This window comes from Streptomyces sp. NPDC041129, from assembly GCF_055592265.1.
On sequence record NZ_JBVIYV010000002.1, the window covers coordinates 103,045 to 119,812 of the forward strand.

At 70.3% G+C, this 16,768-nt stretch carries 18 protein-coding genes; 15 read left to right on the plus strand and 3 right to left on the minus strand.

Going from position 1 to position 16,768, the window contains the following annotated elements:
- Nucleotides 1-4: 4 nt before the first annotated feature.
- Nucleotides 5-340, minus strand: a complete 336-nt coding sequence (locus ACZ6B1_RS08620; RefSeq protein ID WP_468776249.1) for a PASTA domain-containing protein — start codon at nucleotides 338-340, stop codon at nucleotides 5-7.
- Between the two features lie 92 nt (nucleotides 341-432).
- Nucleotides 433-939 (minus strand): GNAT family N-acetyltransferase, encoded by a 507-nt coding sequence (locus ACZ6B1_RS08625; RefSeq protein ID WP_468776251.1) that lies wholly within the window; start codon nucleotides 937-939, stop codon nucleotides 433-435.
- 97 nt (nucleotides 940-1,036) lie between these two features.
- Here ACZ6B1_RS08625 and ACZ6B1_RS08630 point away from each other — a divergent pair, with 97 nt between their 5' ends.
- The 4 genes from ACZ6B1_RS08630 (at nucleotide 1,037) to ACZ6B1_RS08645 (ending at nucleotide 4,134) form a co-directional block, all read left to right on the plus strand.
- Nucleotides 1,037-2,329 carry a geranylgeranyl reductase family protein gene (locus ACZ6B1_RS08630; RefSeq protein WP_468776253.1) on the plus strand — a complete coding sequence of 431 codons (1,293 nt, stop codon included), beginning with the start codon at nucleotides 1,037-1,039 and terminating at the stop codon, nucleotides 2,327-2,329.
- Nucleotides 2,330-2,604: 275 nt separating this feature from the next.
- On the plus strand, nucleotides 2,605-2,967 hold the full coding sequence (locus tag ACZ6B1_RS08635) for a hypothetical protein (RefSeq protein ID WP_468776254.1): 363 nt from the start codon (nucleotides 2,605-2,607) through the stop codon (nucleotides 2,965-2,967).
- Entirely contained in the window at nucleotides 2,961-3,365 is a 405-nt protein-coding gene (locus ACZ6B1_RS08640; RefSeq protein WP_468776256.1) for a hypothetical protein, read from the plus strand. Before ACZ6B1_RS08635 ends, ACZ6B1_RS08640 begins: the two co-directional genes overlap by 7 nt.
- Complete coding sequence (locus tag ACZ6B1_RS08645) at nucleotides 3,346-4,134, plus strand: SEL1-like repeat protein (RefSeq protein ID WP_468776258.1); 789 nt, start codon at nucleotides 3,346-3,348, stop codon at nucleotides 4,132-4,134. The genes ACZ6B1_RS08640 and ACZ6B1_RS08645 overlap by 20 nt, the downstream gene beginning before the upstream one ends.
- A gap of 176 nt (nucleotides 4,135-4,310) precedes the next feature.
- Here ACZ6B1_RS08645 and ACZ6B1_RS08650 read toward each other — a convergent pair whose 3' ends face one another.
- Nucleotides 4,311-5,132 carry a C40 family peptidase gene (locus ACZ6B1_RS08650; RefSeq protein WP_468776259.1) on the minus strand — a complete coding sequence of 274 codons (822 nt, stop codon included), beginning with the start codon at nucleotides 5,130-5,132 and terminating at the stop codon, nucleotides 4,311-4,313.
- Nucleotides 5,133-5,899: 767 nt separating this feature from the next.
- On the opposite strand from ACZ6B1_RS08650, the gene ACZ6B1_RS08655 reads away from it, so the two are divergent.
- The 11 genes from ACZ6B1_RS08655 to nuoK are packed head-to-tail and all read left to right on the plus strand — an operon-like array spanning nucleotide 5,900 to nucleotide 16,764.
- Entirely contained in the window at nucleotides 5,900-6,259 is a 360-nt protein-coding gene (locus ACZ6B1_RS08655; protein ID WP_003992243.1) for an NADH-quinone oxidoreductase subunit A, read from the plus strand.
- 15 nt (nucleotides 6,260-6,274) lie between these two features.
- Nucleotides 6,275-6,829 (plus strand): NuoB/complex I 20 kDa subunit family protein, encoded by a 555-nt coding sequence (locus ACZ6B1_RS08660; protein WP_007383964.1) that lies wholly within the window; start codon nucleotides 6,275-6,277, stop codon nucleotides 6,827-6,829.
- On the plus strand, nucleotides 6,826-7,590 hold the full coding sequence (locus tag ACZ6B1_RS08665; RefSeq protein ID WP_468776261.1) for an NADH-quinone oxidoreductase subunit C: 765 nt from the start codon (nucleotides 6,826-6,828) through the stop codon (nucleotides 7,588-7,590). Before ACZ6B1_RS08660 ends, ACZ6B1_RS08665 begins: the two co-directional genes overlap by 4 nt.
- Complete coding sequence (locus tag ACZ6B1_RS08670) at nucleotides 7,587-8,909, plus strand: NADH-quinone oxidoreductase subunit D (RefSeq protein ID WP_468776262.1); 1,323 nt, start codon at nucleotides 7,587-7,589, stop codon at nucleotides 8,907-8,909. Before ACZ6B1_RS08665 ends, ACZ6B1_RS08670 begins: the two co-directional genes overlap by 4 nt.
- On the plus strand, nucleotides 8,906-9,775 hold the full coding sequence (nuoE, locus tag ACZ6B1_RS08675; protein ID WP_468776263.1) for an NADH-quinone oxidoreductase subunit NuoE: 870 nt from the start codon (nucleotides 8,906-8,908) through the stop codon (nucleotides 9,773-9,775). The genes ACZ6B1_RS08670 and nuoE overlap by 4 nt, the downstream gene beginning before the upstream one ends.
- Nucleotides 9,772-11,121 carry an NADH-quinone oxidoreductase subunit NuoF gene (nuoF, locus tag ACZ6B1_RS08680; RefSeq protein ID WP_468776265.1) on the plus strand — a complete coding sequence of 450 codons (1,350 nt, stop codon included), beginning with the start codon at nucleotides 9,772-9,774 and terminating at the stop codon, nucleotides 11,119-11,121. The genes nuoE and nuoF overlap by 4 nt, the downstream gene beginning before the upstream one ends.
- On the plus strand, nucleotides 11,118-13,622 hold the full coding sequence (locus ACZ6B1_RS08685; RefSeq protein ID WP_468776267.1) for an NADH-quinone oxidoreductase subunit G: 2,505 nt from the start codon (nucleotides 11,118-11,120) through the stop codon (nucleotides 13,620-13,622). The genes nuoF and ACZ6B1_RS08685 overlap by 4 nt, the downstream gene beginning before the upstream one ends.
- Nucleotides 13,619-14,983: an NADH-quinone oxidoreductase subunit NuoH gene (gene nuoH, locus ACZ6B1_RS08690; protein ID WP_468776268.1), complete on the plus strand. Its 1,365-nt coding sequence runs from the start codon at nucleotides 13,619-13,621 to the stop codon at nucleotides 14,981-14,983. Before ACZ6B1_RS08685 ends, nuoH begins: the two co-directional genes overlap by 4 nt.
- Nucleotides 14,976-15,626: an NADH-quinone oxidoreductase subunit NuoI gene (gene nuoI, locus ACZ6B1_RS08695; RefSeq protein ID WP_468776270.1), complete on the plus strand. Its 651-nt coding sequence runs from the start codon at nucleotides 14,976-14,978 to the stop codon at nucleotides 15,624-15,626. Before nuoH ends, nuoI begins: the two co-directional genes overlap by 8 nt.
- Nucleotides 15,623-16,468, plus strand: a complete 846-nt coding sequence (locus ACZ6B1_RS08700; protein ID WP_468776271.1) for an NADH-quinone oxidoreductase subunit J — start codon at nucleotides 15,623-15,625, stop codon at nucleotides 16,466-16,468. The genes nuoI and ACZ6B1_RS08700 overlap by 4 nt, the downstream gene beginning before the upstream one ends.
- Nucleotides 16,465-16,764 carry an NADH-quinone oxidoreductase subunit NuoK gene (gene nuoK, locus ACZ6B1_RS08705; protein ID WP_020941573.1) on the plus strand — a complete coding sequence of 100 codons (300 nt, stop codon included), beginning with the start codon at nucleotides 16,465-16,467 and terminating at the stop codon, nucleotides 16,762-16,764. The genes ACZ6B1_RS08700 and nuoK overlap by 4 nt, the downstream gene beginning before the upstream one ends.
- The last annotated feature ends 4 nt before the right edge of the window (nucleotides 16,765-16,768 follow it).

Sequence of the window (16,768 nt, forward strand, 5' to 3'; positions counted from 1 at the left end):
CCGCTCACCGGTTGATCATCTCGAAGACGTCGCCGGCCTCGCCCAGTTCGCGCCGCACTCCGCCGGTGGGCGGCCGCGGGATGCGTGGCTCGCGCACGCCCCCGCCGCCCTCGCCGTCACCGAAGTCGAACCACACGTGCACCACGGAGTCCGGCGGCACCTCGGCACCGGGCTGCGGGTACTGGCGGACGACGTAGTCGACCACCGTGTGCGCGAAGTCCGGGCGGTCCGGAGCGTTGAGGAACAGCCCTCGGGCCCGGGCCGTTTCGCGCGCGTCCATGGCCATGAGACCGACCAGACGGGGAACGCGCGCTTCGGGTGTTTTGGGTGTTATAAGCACAGATGTCACCCCCAGCGGTACTGGAAGGGTAACGCGGGCCCGGGCCGCCCTGAACCGGCATGTGGCTTTCTGTTACAGTTAGTTACTCTCCGTCACAGATCAAGTCGGTAGCAGTGGCCCTGCCGTGCCGAGGCCGGCGTCGTGAACGTCTCCGCGAGCCGCATGCCGAGGCGCCGGGTGACCGCGATGGAGCGTTCGTTGCGCGCGTCGACCATCGCCACCACCTGGCCCACCCCGGCCGCCCGCAGCCGGTCCAGCGTCTCCTCGGCGGCGGCCGTGGCATACCCCCGCCCCCAGTGCGCCCGGCCCAGCCGCCAGCCGATCTCGATCTCGCCCGCGGGCCCCCAGGCGTGCGGCCACGGCTGGGCCCCGGTGAAGCCCACGATGCCGCCCTCGTCGTCCAGCACCGACCACAGGCAGAACCCCCGCTCCGCGTCGTGCCGGCGCTGGCGCGCGGTCAGCTCCTCGTACACCGACACCTCGGCGGACCGGCCCCCGTGGAACTCCATGACCTCCGGGTCGTCGAAGACCCCGTGCCAGGAGAACGCGTCCTCGTCGGTGGGCACACGCAGCCGTACAGCGGGGAGAGCTCGGTTCACGGGGCAGCCCTTCAGCCGGGTGATCAGTACTGCTGAATAGACTGCCCATGTCCAGTGCCGGTCGGCACGCAGATTCCGAACTTGGGGAGATCCCGCCGTGACAGTCGTGACTGAGCCCCTCTCCGAGAACACCGCCGATGTGATCGTCGTCGGCGCGGGGCCGGCCGGCTCCACCACCGCCTACCACCTCGCCAGGGCCGGCCTCGACGTCCTCCTGCTGGAGAAGACCGAGTTCCCGCGCGAGAAGGTCTGCGGCGACGGCCTCACCCCGCGCGCGGTCAAGCAGCTCGTGGCCATGGGCATCGACATCTCCGAGGAGGCCGGCTGGCTGCGCAACAAGGGCCTGCGCATCATCGGCGGCGGCAGCCGTCTCCAGCTCGACTGGCCCGATCTCGCCTCCTTCCCCGACTACGGACTCGTCCGCAAGCGCGACGACTTCGACGAGCAGCTCGCCCGCAACGCCCAGAAGGCCGGCGCCCGCCTCTTCGAGCGCTGCAACGTCTCCGGCCCCGTCGTCGACGACCGCACCGGCCGCATCACCGGTGTGACCGCCAAGCTCGGCGAGGAGAAGCGCGAAGTCACCTTCCGCGCGCCGCTCGTCGTCGCCGCCGACGGCAACTCCACCCGGCTGTCCCTCGCGATGGGCCTGCACCGCCGTGAGGACCGTCCCATGGGCGTCGCCGTGCGCACCTACTTCACCTCCCCGCGCCACGAGGACGACTACCTGGAGTCCTGGCTGGAGCTGTGGGACCGGCGCGGCTCCCAGGATCGCCTGCTGCCCGGCTACGGCTGGATCTTCGGCATGGGCGACGGCACCTCCAACGTCGGCCTCGGCGTGCTGAACACCTCGGCCGCCTTCAAGGAGCTGGACTGGCGCGAGATCCTGAAGGCCTGGTGCGCGTCCATGCCCGAGGACTGGGGCTACACCCCCGAGAACATGACCGGCCCGATCCGCGGCGCCGCCCTGCCCATGGCCTTCAACCGCCAGCCGCACTACACGAAGGGGCTGCTGCTCGTCGGCGACGCGGGCGGCCTGGTGAACCCCTTCAACGGCGAGGGCATCGCCTACGCCATGGAGTCCGGCCAGATCGCCGCCGACGTCATCGTGCAGGCCCACGCGCGCGCGACGCCCGCCCAGCGGGAGATCGCCCTGCAGCGTTACCCGCGCGTCCTCAAGGACACCTACGGCGGTTACTACAGCCTGGGCCGCGCCTTCGTGAAGCTCATCGGCAACCCGAAGGTCATGCAGATCGCCGCCCAGCGCGGTCTGACCCACCCCGTCCTGATGAAGTTCACCCTGAAGCTCCTGGCGAACCTCACCGACCCCACCGGCGGTGACGCGATGGACCGCATCATCAACGGCCTGAGCAGGGTCGCGCCGAAGGCGTGAGGGTCCGCGCCCGGGACGTGAACGGGGCGCGAGAGCGGACACAGCGGCCCGGCGGGACGTGCACCTAGTCCCGCCGGGCCGCCGTGGCGCGCCCTCCCTCTCCCGCCGGCCGGGCCCCGGCGGTGCGGGCGCCGTGAGCCCCGCGGCACGACGCCCATCTCCCTTGCCCGGTTCATAGTTGAACCCGAGGGCGTGACGGGGCGGGTGCGCCGTGGTGCCGGGGGTCGTCGAGCCCGGGGGAGCCGTACATCGCTGGTGCCGACTACGAGCGGGACATGAACGCCGGACTCACGGCCATGGAGGATTACGGCCGAGGCGGTCCGCCGGAGCGGTTCACCGCCGCCGAACAGGCCTTCACCCGCGCCGCCGGGGCGGCGGACCGCCGGACGACGCCCGCCGGCGCGCGGCGGCCTGGGGCAACCGGGCCGGCCTGTGGTACCAGCGGCACCGCCGTACCGGCGAGGCCGGGGCGATCCACGCGGCCGTCCGGGACGCCGCCCGGTGAGGCCGTGCCCGCCGAACGCTACGGCTGCCCCGACGGCGACTTCGTCTGGTACCGGGCCTTCCTGGACGAACGCGCGCCCCGGTGCCCGACCCACGCCACGCCGCTCGTCCGGCAGGACGCCCCGCCATGCTGAGCCGCTTCGTCGACGCGGTCGCGGGACGGCTCGCCGCCGAGTGGCTCGCCGTCGGCACCCAGGCCCTCGTGTTCTGGTCCGGCGGCCTCGCCGCGCTGACGTGGGGGACGGGACAGTCCCCGCTGGGCCGGCTCCAGGACCGGCCGCCGGGCACCCGGATCCTCTCGGGCGTCGCGGCGTTGCCGGCCGTCGTCCTGTCCGGCGCGGCCGTACACCGGCTGATCCCCGCCGTCCTCCCGCTGCTGGAGGGGTACGGCTGGCCCGCCCGGCCGCGCCGCGCCATGACGGCCCGCCAGGACGCCAGACGGCGCCGCCTGCGCGCGGACTGGACGCGGCTGCACCGGGCGCTCGGCGAGGACGGCGGGCCGGGGAGCGCCGGTGCGCCGCCCGGGGCGTAAGGACGAGCAGGCCCGCCGGTGGCTCACCCGCGCCGCCGAGAAGGCGGTGCGGCCCCGAGACATGGTGCGGACGGAGGCGGACGCGCAGGCGGAGGCGACCGGGGGGCCGGCGCCTGGCGGACGGCCGCGCGACGGCGGTCCGCGCGTGGTCGTGGGACGGGGCGACGTCCTCACCCTGTCCCGGGACGACGACGAACACACGCCGGTCCGCCAGGCGGCGGGAGCCGCGTTCACCCTCGGGGCGCTGCTGTGCGATCAGGGGGAGAGCGAAGAGGGACGCCGGTGGCCGAGTGTCGCGGTGGAGGCGGGTGAGCCGGAGGCCGCCATGGGCCTGGTCCGCATGGCCGCTCGGGCGGGAGACGAGGTTGAGCAGCTCCGCTGGTACGCCCGCGCCCACGAACTGGGCCACGGCATCGCGGCGTTCCACGCCGGCGGGCTCTGCCGGGAGCGAGGGCGCGCACGGGAGGCCGAGGACTGGTACGAGCGCTCAGCGGCGGCCGGGCACGGTCTGGCCGCGGTCAACCTGGCCGGCACGCACGCGGACAGGGGCGACCTGGAGGGGGCCGAACGCTGGTACCGACGGGCCGTCGGCCTCAGTGGCCACCCCGACGCCGACGCCGTAGTGCGCCGCTTCACGGCGAGCGACGTGGGACGGGCGGTCGCCGAGTGGGTGCTGTGGTGCGCACGGCGCGGGTTCCCCTGGGCCGTCGAGTGGGCGCGCGGCACCGGGCTCCCGGAGGCCGCGTGGCGGAGGCCGACGGGCCCGTAGTGCGCGGAGGCCAACGGGCCCGTAGTGCACCGGAATGCCCCACCTGCCGGGAATCGCCCGAGGGGAACCGGCCGGACGGGAACCGCCCCACGGGAACCGGCCGGACGGGAAGCGGAAGGACCGCGGCCCCCGAGCGGCCGCGGCCCTTCCTTGCACAGATCGTGGTGCCGGCGTGCTCAGAGCACCCGGACCGCGCCGGTGGGCGGGTCGTACGACAGCGGCTTCTCCTGGACGCCGCTGGAGGGGTTCTGGGCGCCGACGAACATACCGTCGCCGACGTACACCGCCACGTGGTACGCGCTGCCCGCGCTGCCCCAGTAGAGGATGTCGCCGGGCTGCAGGTTGCTCAGCGACACCTGGGTGCCGGCCGTCGACTGGTCCTGGGAGACACGCGGCAGGCTGATGCCGACCTGCTTGAAGGCCGTCTGCACCAGGCCGGAGCAGTCGTACGCGGACGGACCGGTGGCGCCGGAGACGTAGGCCTTGCCGACCTGAGCCTTCACGAAGGAGACGATGGCCGCCGCCGAACCGGTGGCGGTGGACGTGCTCGTGCTCGTGCCGGCGGAGGCGCCGGTGCCCTCCGTGGTGGAGAGCGTCGTGCGCTCGGCGCTGCGGGTGGCGCGCGCGGCGGCGGCCTTGCGGGCGGCCTCCTGAGCCTTCTTCTTGGCCTCCGCGGCCTTCTGCTTGGCCTCGGCGAGGTCCGACTTGGCCTGCTTCGCGGCGTTCGCGGCGGCCGCGTCGCGCTCGGCCTGCAGTTCGTAGTTGGCCGCGGCCTGCTGAGTGGCGTCCGCGGACTGGGCGACCTGAGCGGCCAGGTCGGCCGTCAGCGTGGGCAGTTCGAGGGTCTGCGTCACCGGCTCGGCAGCGTTCGCCGATCCGGACGCCCCGGCTACTGCCAGGGTGCTGAGGACGCCACCGGCAACTCCGGCCCGCATCGCGAGGGTCGAGGCGCTGCGGCGGGGCTTCCGGTGGCTGCGTATGTGAGCGGTGTGGGACATGGGAACAACCGGTACCAGGGGCTCCTTCATATCTTCAAGAAACGTGTGGTGCGCCACAGTTGCTCAATGGAGCCCTCAAAAGCCCGGCGCGTGACTCTTTATTGACGCCGTAACGGACAAAGTGGACGCCCGTGATCAAGCCCTTGATCACGGTCTTTGATCATTACGTCCGAATTGCCCTCGGCCTACCACTCGTTCGGGTCGTTGGCCAAGCCCCGTTCTCAGACACCTCTCATCAATGTGGCGGAGGTCACGGAACGGTTACCGGAAGGGCGACGTCCCGCGCGGGCGGGAGGTGGAAGAAGGGCGTAGGGGAGTTCGTGAACGCGTGCACGCGCTCGCCCCGCGTCCACACCTCGCCCCGGACCTCCCCCTGATGTGTGAACGCGTTCCTCTATCAGGGCGCCGCGTCCAGAGCCAATTTGCATGCAGCGGAACTCTCTTGATATTGAGACGCCCCCTTCCACCTGCGACGACGAGCGAAAATGTCACTTCTGGTGATCAGCTGGACGCTTCGCGTACGAAGATCACTCATCATCCGACTTCATGATCCTTCGTCAGGTGGTGGAGATCACAAAGGTTGTGTAATACCCCGTGTCGCAGATCACAGAGTGGCAGGCATAGGATGCGAGGCAGTTGGGCTTGTGACCTGCTTCACATGTTCTCGATCTTCGCCCGGGACGAGCGGGGTTCGTGGGACCGGTGGGGCGGACGTGAGCCCAGTGCAACCGCCAGCAGTCAGTGCCGACTGAGAGGAGCGAGGAGCGGTGAACGCGTATGCGCCCATCCTCGTACTGGGAGCCCTCGGGGCAGGCTTTGCGATCTTCTCCGTGGTCATGGCCACGCTGATCGGTCCGAAGCGGTACAACCGCGCCAAGCTCGAGGCCTACGAGTGCGGTATCGAGCCGACCCCCACGCCGGCCGGCGGCGGGCGCTTCCCCATCAAGTACTACCTGACGGCGATGCTCTTCATCGTCTTCGACATCGAGATCGTCTTCCTCTACCCCTGGGCCGTCACCTTCGACGCCCTGGGGATCTTCGGGCTCGTGGAGATGCTGCTCTTCGTGCTCACCGTCTTCGTCGCGTACGCGTACGTATGGCGGCGCGGCGGCCTGGAATGGGACTGAGGGGCCTTTAACGACATGGGACTCGAAGAAAAGCTGCCGAGCGGCTTCCTGCTGACCACCGTCGAGCAGGCCGCGGGCTGGGTGCGCAAGGCGTCCGTCTTCCCGGCCACCTTCGGCCTCGCCTGCTGCGCCATCGAGATGATGACCACCGGCGCCGGCCGCTACGACCTCGCGCGCTTCGGCATGGAGGTCTTCCGCGGCTCGCCGCGCCAGGCGGACCTGATGATCGTCGCCGGCCGCGTCAGCCAGAAGATGGCGCCGGTCCTGAGGCAGGTCTACGACCAGATGCCCAACCCCAAGTGGGTGATCTCCATGGGTGTCTGCGCCTCCTCGGGCGGCATGTTCAACAACTACGCGATCGTCCAGGGCGTCGACCACATCGTCCCGGTCGACATCTACCTCCCCGGCTGCCCGCCGCGGCCCGAGATGCTGATGGACGCGATCCTCAAGCTCCACCAGAAGATCCAGTCCTCCAAGCTCGGCGTGAACGCCGAGGAAGCGGCCCGCGAGGCGGAGGAGGCGGCGCTCAAGGCCCTGCCCACGATCGAGATGAAGGGGCTGCTGCGGTGAGTGACGCGAACGGCACCAACGGCGTCAACGGGTCCTCGAACGGGGTGAACCCCGAGAAGGACCTCGCCGCCTCCAACCTCCCCGGCCAGCGCGGCCAGGGCGGCGAGGAGATCCGCGTCCAGCGCGGCATGTTCGGCGCCGACAACGGCGGCGACACCTCCGGCTACGGCGGCCTCGTCCGCTCGGTCCGCCTCCCGGGACCGGCGAACCGGCCCTACGGCGGCTGGTTCGACGAGGTGGCCGACGAGCTCGAGGGCGCCCTGGAGGAGCAGGGGCTCCTCCCTGAGAACGCCATCGAGAAGACGGTCGTCGACCGTGGCGAACTGACCTTCCACATCGAACGCGAGCACCTGGTCCGCGTCGCCCGCACCCTGCGCGACGACCCCGCCCTGCGTTTCGAGCTGTGCACCGGCGTCAGCGGCGTCCACTACCCGCACGACAAGGGCCGCGAGCTGCACGCCGTCTACCACCTGCGCTCGATCACCCACAACCGGCTGATCCGCCTCGAGGTGAGCGCACCCGACAGCGAGCCGCGCATCCCGTCGCTGGTCTCGGTGTATCCGACCAACGACTGGCACGAGCGTGAGACCTGGGACTTCTTCGGGATCGTCTTCGACGGTCACCCGGCCCTCACCCGGATCATGATGCCGGACGACTGGCAGGGCCACCCGCAGCGCAAGGACTACCCCCTCGGCGGCATCGCCGTCGAGTACAAGGGCGCCCAGATCCCGGCTCCGGACCAGCGGAGGTCGTACTCGTGAGCACGCAGTCAGCATCCGCCCGCGAGACCACCGAGGGCACCGTCTACACGGTCACCGGTGGCGACTGGGACGAGGTCGTCCAGTCCGCGGCCCGCGCCGACGACGAGCGCATCGTCGTCAACATGGGTCCCCAGCACCCGTCCACCCATGGAGTGCTCCGTCTGATCCTCGAGATCGAGGGCGAGACGGTCACCGAGGCCCGCTGCGGCATCGGCTACCTCCACACCGGTATCGAGAAGAACCTCGAGTACCGGACCTGGACGCAGGGCACCACGTTCGTGACGCGCATGGACTACCTGACGTCCTTCTTCAACGAGACCGCCTACTGTCTCGCCGTCGAGAAGCTCCTCGGCATCGAGGACGAGATCACCGAGCGCGCCAAGATCATCCGGGTCCTCCTGATGGAGCTGAACCGGCTCTCCTCCCACCTGGTGTGCATCGCCACCGGCGGCATGGAGCTGGGCGCCACCACGATCATGATCTACGGATTCCGTGATCGTGAAATGATTCTCGACATCTACGAGCTCATCACGGGCCTGCGGATGAACCACGCGTACATCCGCCCCGGCGGACTCGCCCAGGACCTGCCGCCCGGCGCGGTGGACCAGATCCGCGAGTTCGTGAAGAAGATGAAGAAGAACCTCCCGGAGTACGACAAGCTCGCCACCGGGAACCCCATCTTCAAGGCCCGTATGCAGAACGTCGGCTACCTCGACCTCGCCGGCTGCATGGCCCTCGGCGCCACCGGCCCGATCCTGCGCTCCACCGGCCTGCCGCACGACCTGCGCAAGACACAGCCCTACTGCGACTACGAGACGTACGACTTCGACGTCCCGACCGCCGACTCCTGCGACTCCTACGGACGCTTCCTGATCCGCCTGGAGGAGATGCGCCAGTCGCTCGGCATCGTCGAGCAGTGCCTGGACCGGCTCCAGCCCGGCCCGGTCATGGTCGCCGACAAGAAGATCGCCTGGCCCGCCCAGCTCGCCCTGGGACCGGACGGGCTCGGCAACTCCCTCGACCACATCAAGAAGATCATGGGCACCTCCATGGAGGCCCTGATCCACCACTTCAAGCTGGTGACCGAGGGCTTCCGCGTACCGCCGGGACAGGCGTACGCGGCCGTCGAATCGCCCAAGGGCGAACTCGGGGTCCACGCCGTCTCCGACGGCGGCACCCGCCCCTTCCGGGTCCACTTCCGCGACCCGTCCTTCACCAACCTGCAGGCCATGGCGGCGATGTGCGAGGGCGGCCAGGTCGCCGACGTCATCGTCGCCGTCGCGTCCATCGACCCCGTGATGGGAGGCGTCGACCGGTGACCACCAGTTCTTCGGAGCGGGGCGTCAGCCTGGGCATGCCCCAACTGCCCGCCCCCGCGTACCCGGACGACGTCCGGGCCCGGCTGGAGACGGACGCGCGCGAGGTGATCGCGCGCTACCCCGACTCCCGGTCGGCCCTGCTGCCGCTGCTCCACCTCGTGCAGTCGGAGGAGGGCCACGTCACCCGCACCGGCATGCAGTTCTGTGCGGACATGCTGGACCTGACCACGGCCGAGGTCACCGCCGTCGCCACCTTCTACACCATGTACCGGCGCAAGCCCTCCGGCGACTACCAGGTGGGCGTCTGCACCAACACGCTGTGCGCGGTGATGGGCGGCGACGCGATCTTCGAGTCCCTCCAGGAGCACCTGGGCGTCGGCAACGGCGAGACCACCGACGACGGCAAGGTCACCCTGGAGCACATCGAGTGCAACGCGGCCTGCGACTTCGCGCCGGTCGTGATGGTCAACTGGGAGTTCTTCGACAACCAGACCCCCGGCAGCGCCAAACGCCTGGTCGACGACCTGCGCGAGGGACGGCCCGTGCAGCCCACGCGCGGGGCGCGTCTTTGCACCTTCAAGGAGACCGCGCGGATTCTGGCCGGCTTCCCCGACGAGCGGCCCGGGGCCGTCGAGGAGGGCGGCAGTGCGGGACCCGCTTCGCTGGTGGGCCTTCGCCTGGCAAGGGGAGAGGCCGCACCCGCGCGCGTGGTCCATCCGCGCGACGGCGGTCCGCACGACGAACCGCAGGACCGGGGGCACCGGCCGTCGACGGCCGAGCACCTCAGTTCTCATGACGCGCCGCAGCAGACATCGGCCTCCGACCCGGCCCACCCGGCCGGACCCGCCGCCGAGGAGGGGGAGTGATGACCGTGGCACCCGAACTCAAGGACACGAGCCCCGAGAAGCTGCTCGCACCCGTGCTGTCGGCCTTCTGGGACGAGGACCGGTCCTGGTCCCTGGACGTCTACCGGAGGCACGAGGGGTACGAGGGGCTCCGCAAGGCGCTCGCCATGTCGCCGGACGACCTGATCGCGTACGTCAAGGACTCCGGTCTGCGCGGGCGCGGCGGCGCGGGATTCCCGACGGGAATGAAATGGCAGTTCATTCCCCAGGGTGATGGAAAACCGCACTATCTAGTTGTCAACGCCGACGAGTCGGAGCCGGGAACCTGCAAGGACATCCCGCTCCTCTTCGCGAACCCGCACAGCCTCATCGAGGGCATTGTGATCGCGTGTTACGCCATCCGGTCTTCGCATGCCTTCATCTATCTGCGTGGTGAGGTCGTCCCCGTTCTGCGGCGGTTGCACGAGGCCGTGCGCGAGGCCTACGCGGCGGGCTACCTCGGCGAGAACGTCCTGGGCAGCGGACTCGACCTCGACCTCACCGTGCACGCCGGCGCCGGCGCGTACATCTGCGGTGAGGAGACCGCACTGCTCGACTCGCTCGAAGGCCGCCGTGGTCAACCGCGGCTCCGTCCTCCTTTCCCGGCCGTCGAAGGGCTCTATGCCTGCCCGACTGTTGTGAACAACGTCGAGTCGATCGCGTCGGTTCCCGCCATCCTGAAGAACGGGAAAGACTGGTTCAGGTCGATGGGCAGCGAGAAGTCCCCGGGCTTCACGCTCTACTCGCTCAGCGGCCACGTCGCGAGCCCCGGCCAGTACGAGGCGCCGCTCGGCGTCACTCTCCGCCAGCTCCTCGACATGAGCGGCGGAATGCGGCCCGGCCACCGCCTCAAGTTCTGGACCCCGGGCGGCTCCTCCACCCCCATGTTCACCGACGAGCACCTCGACGTCCCCCTCGACTACGAAGGGGTCGGCGCCGCGGGTTCCATGCTCGGCACCAAGGCCCTGCAGTGCTTCGACGAGACGACCTGCGTGGTGCGGGCGGTGACCCGTTGGACCGAGTTCTACGCCCACGAGTCCTGCGGCAAGTGCACCCCCTGCCGTGAAGGAACGTACTGGCTGGTGCAGTTGCTGCGGGACATCGAGGCCGGCAAGGGCGCGATGTCCGACCTCGACAAGCTCGCCGACATCGCCGACAACATCAACGGCAAGTCCTTCTGCGCCCTCGGTGACGGCGCCGCATCCCCGATCTTCTCCTCGCTGAAGTACTTCCGCGAGGAGTACGAGCAGCACATCACGGGCCGGGGCTGCCCCTTCGACCCGGCCAAGTCGACGGCCTGGGCGGACCGCCCGGAGGTGAACGCATGACCGTGACCACCAGTGCTCCCTCCGGAGGGGGGAAGGCGGCGGTCCCGCCGGAGGACCTCGTCACGCTGACGATCGACGGCGTCGAGATCAGCGTGCCCAAGGGCACCCTGGTCATCCGGGCCGCCGAGCAGCTCGGCATCGAGATCCCGCGGTTCTGCGACCACCCCCTGCTGGACCCGGCCGGCGCCTGCCGCCAGTGCATCGTCGAGGTCGAGGGCCAGCGCAAGCCCATGGCGTCCTGCACCATCACGTGCACGGACGGCATGGTCGTGAAGACCCAGCTCACCTCGCCGGTCGCCGAGAAGGCCCAGCACGGTGTGATGGAGCTGCTGCTCATCAACCACCCCCTGGACTGCCCGGTCTGCGACAAGGGCGGCGAGTGCCCGCTGCAGAACCAGGCCATGTCGCACGGCAACGCGGAGTCCCGTTTCGAGGGCCGCAAGCGGACCTACGAGAAGCCCGTGCCGATCTCGACGCAGGTTCTCCTCGACCGCGAGCGGTGCGTGCTGTGCGCCCGCTGCACCCGGTTCTCCAACCAGGTGGCGGGCGACCCGATGATCGAGCTGATCGAGCGGGGCGCGCTGCAGCAGGTCGGCACCGGTGAGGGCGACCCGTTCGAGTCGTACTTCTCCGGCAACACCATCCAGATCTGCCCGGTGGGCGCGCTCACCTCGGCGGCCTACCGGTTCCGCTCCCGGCCCTTCGACCTCATCTCCTCGCCGTCGGTGTGCGAACACTGCTCGGGCGGCTGCGCGACGCGCACCGACCACCGGCGCGGCAAGGTCATGCGGCGGCTCGCCGCCGACGACCCCGAGGTCAACGAGGAGTGGATCTGCGACAAGGGACGCTTCGCGTTCCGGTACGCGCAGACGAAGGACCGACTCGACGTGCCGCAGGTGCGCAACGCCGAGGGCGTCCTGGAGCCGGCTTCCTGGCCGGAGGCCCTGGAAGCGGCCGCGCGCGGGCTGACCGCCGCCCGTTCCCGGGCCGGTGTCCTCACCGGCGGCCGGCTGACCGTCGAGGACGCCTACGCCTACAGCAAGTTCGCGCGCGTGGCGCTCGACACGAACGACATCGACTTCCGCGCGCGCGTGCACAGCGGCGAGGAGGCCGACTTCCTCGCGGCCCGGGTCGCGGGCCGCGGCCGCGACCTCGACGGCACCGGCGTCACCTACTCCGCACTGGAGAAGGCGCCCGCCGTCCTGCTCGCCGGGTTCGAGTCGGAGGAGGAGGCGCCCGGCGTCTTCCTGCGGCTGCGAAAGGCCTGGCGCAAGCACAAGCAGCGGGTGTTCGCCCTCACCACGCACGCGACGCGCGGCCTGGAGAAGGCGGGCGGCACGCTGCTGCCCGCCGCGCCCGGCACCGAGACCGAGTGGCTGGACGCCCTCGCGAGCGGCGTCGGCCTTGAGGAGCCCGGTACGAAGGCCGCCGAGGCCCTGCGCGCCGACGGCGCGGTGATCGTCGTGGGCGAGAGGCTCGCCTCGGTCGCGGGCGGCCTCACCGCCGCCGTACGCGCCGCCGCCGCCACCGGCGCCCAACTGGTGTGGATCCCGCGGCGGGCGGGCGAACGCGGCGCGATCGAGGTCGGCGCGCTGCCGTCGCTGCTGCCGGGCGGCCGCCCGGCGACCGACCCGCGCGCGCGGGAGGAGGTCGCCGCCGTCTGGGGGCTGGCCGAACTCCCCGCCCGTCACGGCCGGGACACCCACCAGATGATCGAGGCGGCCGCCACCGGCGAACTCGCCGCGCTCGTGGTCGCCGGCGTGGAGGTCGACGACCTGCCCGACCCGGCACGCGCGCGTGAGGCGCTCGCGAACGTCGGCTTCCTGGTGTCGCTGGAACTGCGGCCCAGCGAGGTCACCGCCCACGCCGACGTGGTCCTGCCGGTCGCGGCGGTCGCCGAGAAGGCGGGCACCTTCCTGAACTGGGAGGGCAGGGCGCGCTTCTTCGAGGCCGCGCTCAAGCCCGACCAGATGACCCGCCGCCTCGCCCCCGCAGACGGGCGGGTACTGCAGATGCTGGCCGACGCCATGGACGTCCACCTGGGCCTGCCGGACCTGCGTACCGCGCGCGCGGAGATCGACCGGCTCGGCCCCTGGGACGGACCGCGGTCCACCGATCCCCTGGAGACGGGGGGCGTCCTGCCCCGGCCGGCCGTCGGCGAGGCCGTACTCGCCGGGCACCGGCTGCTGCTCGACCAGGGCGTCCTGCAGGAGGGCGACGAGGCACTCGCCGGAACCCGGCACGCCGCACGCGCGCGCGTGTCGGCGGCGACGGCCGCCGAGGCAGGCGTCGAGGACGGCGGCGTCCTGGCCGTCACCGGCTCCGCCGGCACCGTCGAACTTCCGCTCCAGGTCACCGAGATGCCCGACCGGGTGGTGTGGCTGCCGCTGAACTCCGCCGGCGCGGGCGTCGCCTCCGACACCGGTGCGCAGCCCGGCTCCCTCGTCCGTATCGGCCCGGCGGCAGTCGCCGAACAGGCCCCCAAGGAGGTGGAGGCATGAGCCCGTACCTCGCGGCTGAAGACCTCTCGATGTTCGGCCGGGACCCCTGGTGGCTGGTCGTCGTCAAGGCCGTCTTCTGCTTCGCGTTCCTGATGGTGACCGTGCTGTTCTCCATCGTCTGGGAGCGCAAGGTCGTCGCCTGGATGCAGCTTCGCATCGGCCCGAACCGGCACGGCCCCTGGGGCATGCTCCAGTCGCTCGCCGACGGCATCAAGCTGATGCTCAAGGAAGACGTCATCGTCAAGCGCGCGGACAAGGTGGTCTACGTCCTCGCACCGATCGTCGCGGCCATCCCGGCCTTCATGGCGATCGCGGTGATCCCCTTCGGCCCCGCCGACAACGAGATCTCGATCTTCGGCACACGGACCACGATGCAGCTCACCGACCTGCCGATCGCGATGCTCTACATCCTCGCGGTCGCCTCGGTCGGCATCTACGGCATCGTGCTGGCGGGCTGGAGCTCCGGATCCACCTACCCGCTCCTCGGCGGCCTCCGCTCCTGCGCCCAGATGATCTCGTACGAGATCGCCATGGGCGCGGCGTTCGCCTCCGTGTTCCTCTACTCGGGGTCGATGTCGACATCGACCATCGTCGAGCAGCAGCACGACCGCTGGTACATCCTGCTGCTGCCGGTCTCCTTCATCCTCTACATCGTCACCATGGTCGGCGAGACCAACCGCGCCCCCTTCGACATGCCGGAGTCCGAGGGCGACCTGGTCGGCGGCTTCAACACCGAGTACTCGTCGATCAAGTTCGCGATGTTCATGCTCGCCGAGTACGTGAACATGGTGACGGTGTCGGCCGTCTCGACCACCCTGTTCCTCGGCGGCTGGCGCGCCCCCTGGCCGATCAGCGGCTTCTGGGAGGGCGCGAACCACGGCTGGTGGCCCCTGCTCTGGTTCGTCATCAAGGTCCAGTTGCTGCTGTTCTTCTTCATCTGGCTGCGCGGCACGCTCCCCCGGGTCCGGTACGACCAGCTCATGAAGCTCGGCTGGAAGGTCCTCATCCCGGTCTCGGTGACCTGGCTGATGCTCGTCGCGACCGTGCGGGCGCTGCGCAACGAGAACTACGACTTCGCCGACATCGCCCTCTACGTCGGCGGCGGTGTCCTCGCCCTGCTGCTGCTCTCCTTCGTCGTCGACATGTTCCGCGAGAAGGCGAGGCCGGACGAGCAGGCGGCCGGCCCGCAGCCCGGCTTCGACCCGATGGCGGGCGGATTCCCCGTGCCGCCGCTGCCCGGACAGGAACTGCCGCCGACGCCCAGGCGCCGCCCGCGCCGGGAGCGGGAGCTGATTGTCAGTGGCGGACCGGACACTGTCAGTGACGAATCTTCGGATGGAAAGGAGGCGTCCGATGGCTGAGGAGCCCACGGAGTCCGGGCAGATCAAGCCCGGCTTCCAGAACCCCGTGGCCGGCTTCGGCGTGACCTTCAAGGCCATGTTCAAGAAGCGGCTCACCGAGCAGTACCCGGAGCAGCAGAAGACCACGGCTCCGCGGTTCCACGGACGGCACCAGCTCAACCGCCATCCGGACGGCCTGGAGAAGTGCGTCGGCTGCGAGCTGTGCGCCTGGGCCTGCCCCGCCGACGCCATCTACGTGGAAGGCGCCGACAACACCGACGAGGAGCGCTACTCGCCGGGTGAGCGGTACGGCCGCGTCTACCAGATCAACTACGCCCGCTGCATCCTGTGCGGACTGTGCATCGAGGCGTGCCCCACGCGCGCGCTGACGATGACGAACGAGTTCGAACTGGCCGACTCCAGCCGCGCCAACCTCATCTACACCAAGGAGCAGCTGCTCGCCGGTCTCGAGGAGGGCATGGTCGACACGCCGCACGCGATCTTCCCCGGGACGGACGAACAGGACTACTACCGGGGCCTGGTGACGGAGGCCGCGCCGGGCACGGTGCGGCAGGCCGCCGTCTCCACGGGCGAGGTGGTGCAGGAGGGCGACAGCACCTTCGGCGAGACCGAACCGGCGTCGGAGAAGGTGATCGGCCGATGAGCGCACTGCAGCTTGCCGCCTACACCACCTCCACCGGTGAGGCCTTCCAGTTCTGGGTCCTCGGCTCGTTCGCGGTGATCGGCGCCCTGTGCACCGTGCTCATGAGGAAGGCCGTGCACAGCGCCCTCTGCCTCGCCGGCACCATGATCATCCTGGCGGTGTTCTACCTCGCCAACGGCGCCTACTTCCTGGGCATCGTGCAGATCGTCGTCTACACCGGCGCGATCATGATGCTGTTCCTGTTCGTGGTGATGCTCGTCGGCGTGACCGCCGCGGACTCGCTGAAGGAGACCATCAAGGGCCAGCGCTGGCTGGCCCTTCTGTGCGGAGTCGGCTTCGGCGTCCTGCTGTTCGCCGGCATCGGCAACGCCTCCCTGACGGAGTTCGCCGGCACCGGCCGGGCCAACGCGAACGGCAACGTGGAGGGCCTCGCGGCCCTCATCTTCACCAAGTACGTCTTCGCCTTCGAGATCACCGGCGCACTGCTGATCACGGCCGCCGTCGGCGCGATGGTGCTCACCCACCGCGAACGCACCGAGCGCGCCAAGACCCAGCGCGAGATGGCCGAGCAGCGCATCCGGGAAGGCCGGCACATCCCGCCGCTGCCCGCCCCGGGTGTCTACGCCCGGCACAACGCCGTGGACATCGCGGGTCTGCTCCCCGACGGCACCCCCTCCGAGCTCACCGTCAACAAGACGCTGCGCGAACGCGGGCAGATCCGGGACGTGTCGGCGGAGGCGCTCAACGACCTGCGGGCCCTGGAGCAGCGCGCCGCGGAGCGACTGGAGCGGAGCGGGATCGAGCCGGCGACGTTCAAGCGGCCAGAGGAGGCGTCGAAGTGAACCCCGTCAACTACCTCTATCTCGCGGCCCTGCTGTTCACCGTCGGCGCGACCGGGGTGCTCATCCGGCGCAACGCGATCGTCGTGTTCATGTGCGTCGAGCTGATGCTCAACGCCTGCAACCTCGCGTTCGTCGTCTTCTCCCGGATGCACGGCAACCTCGACGGCCAGATCATCGCCTTCTTCACGATGGTCGTCGCCGCCGCGGAGGTCGTGGTGGGTCTCGCGATCATCGTGTCGCTGTTCCGTACCCGCCACTCGGCCTCGGTCGACGACGCCAGCCTGATGAAGCTGTAAGGGG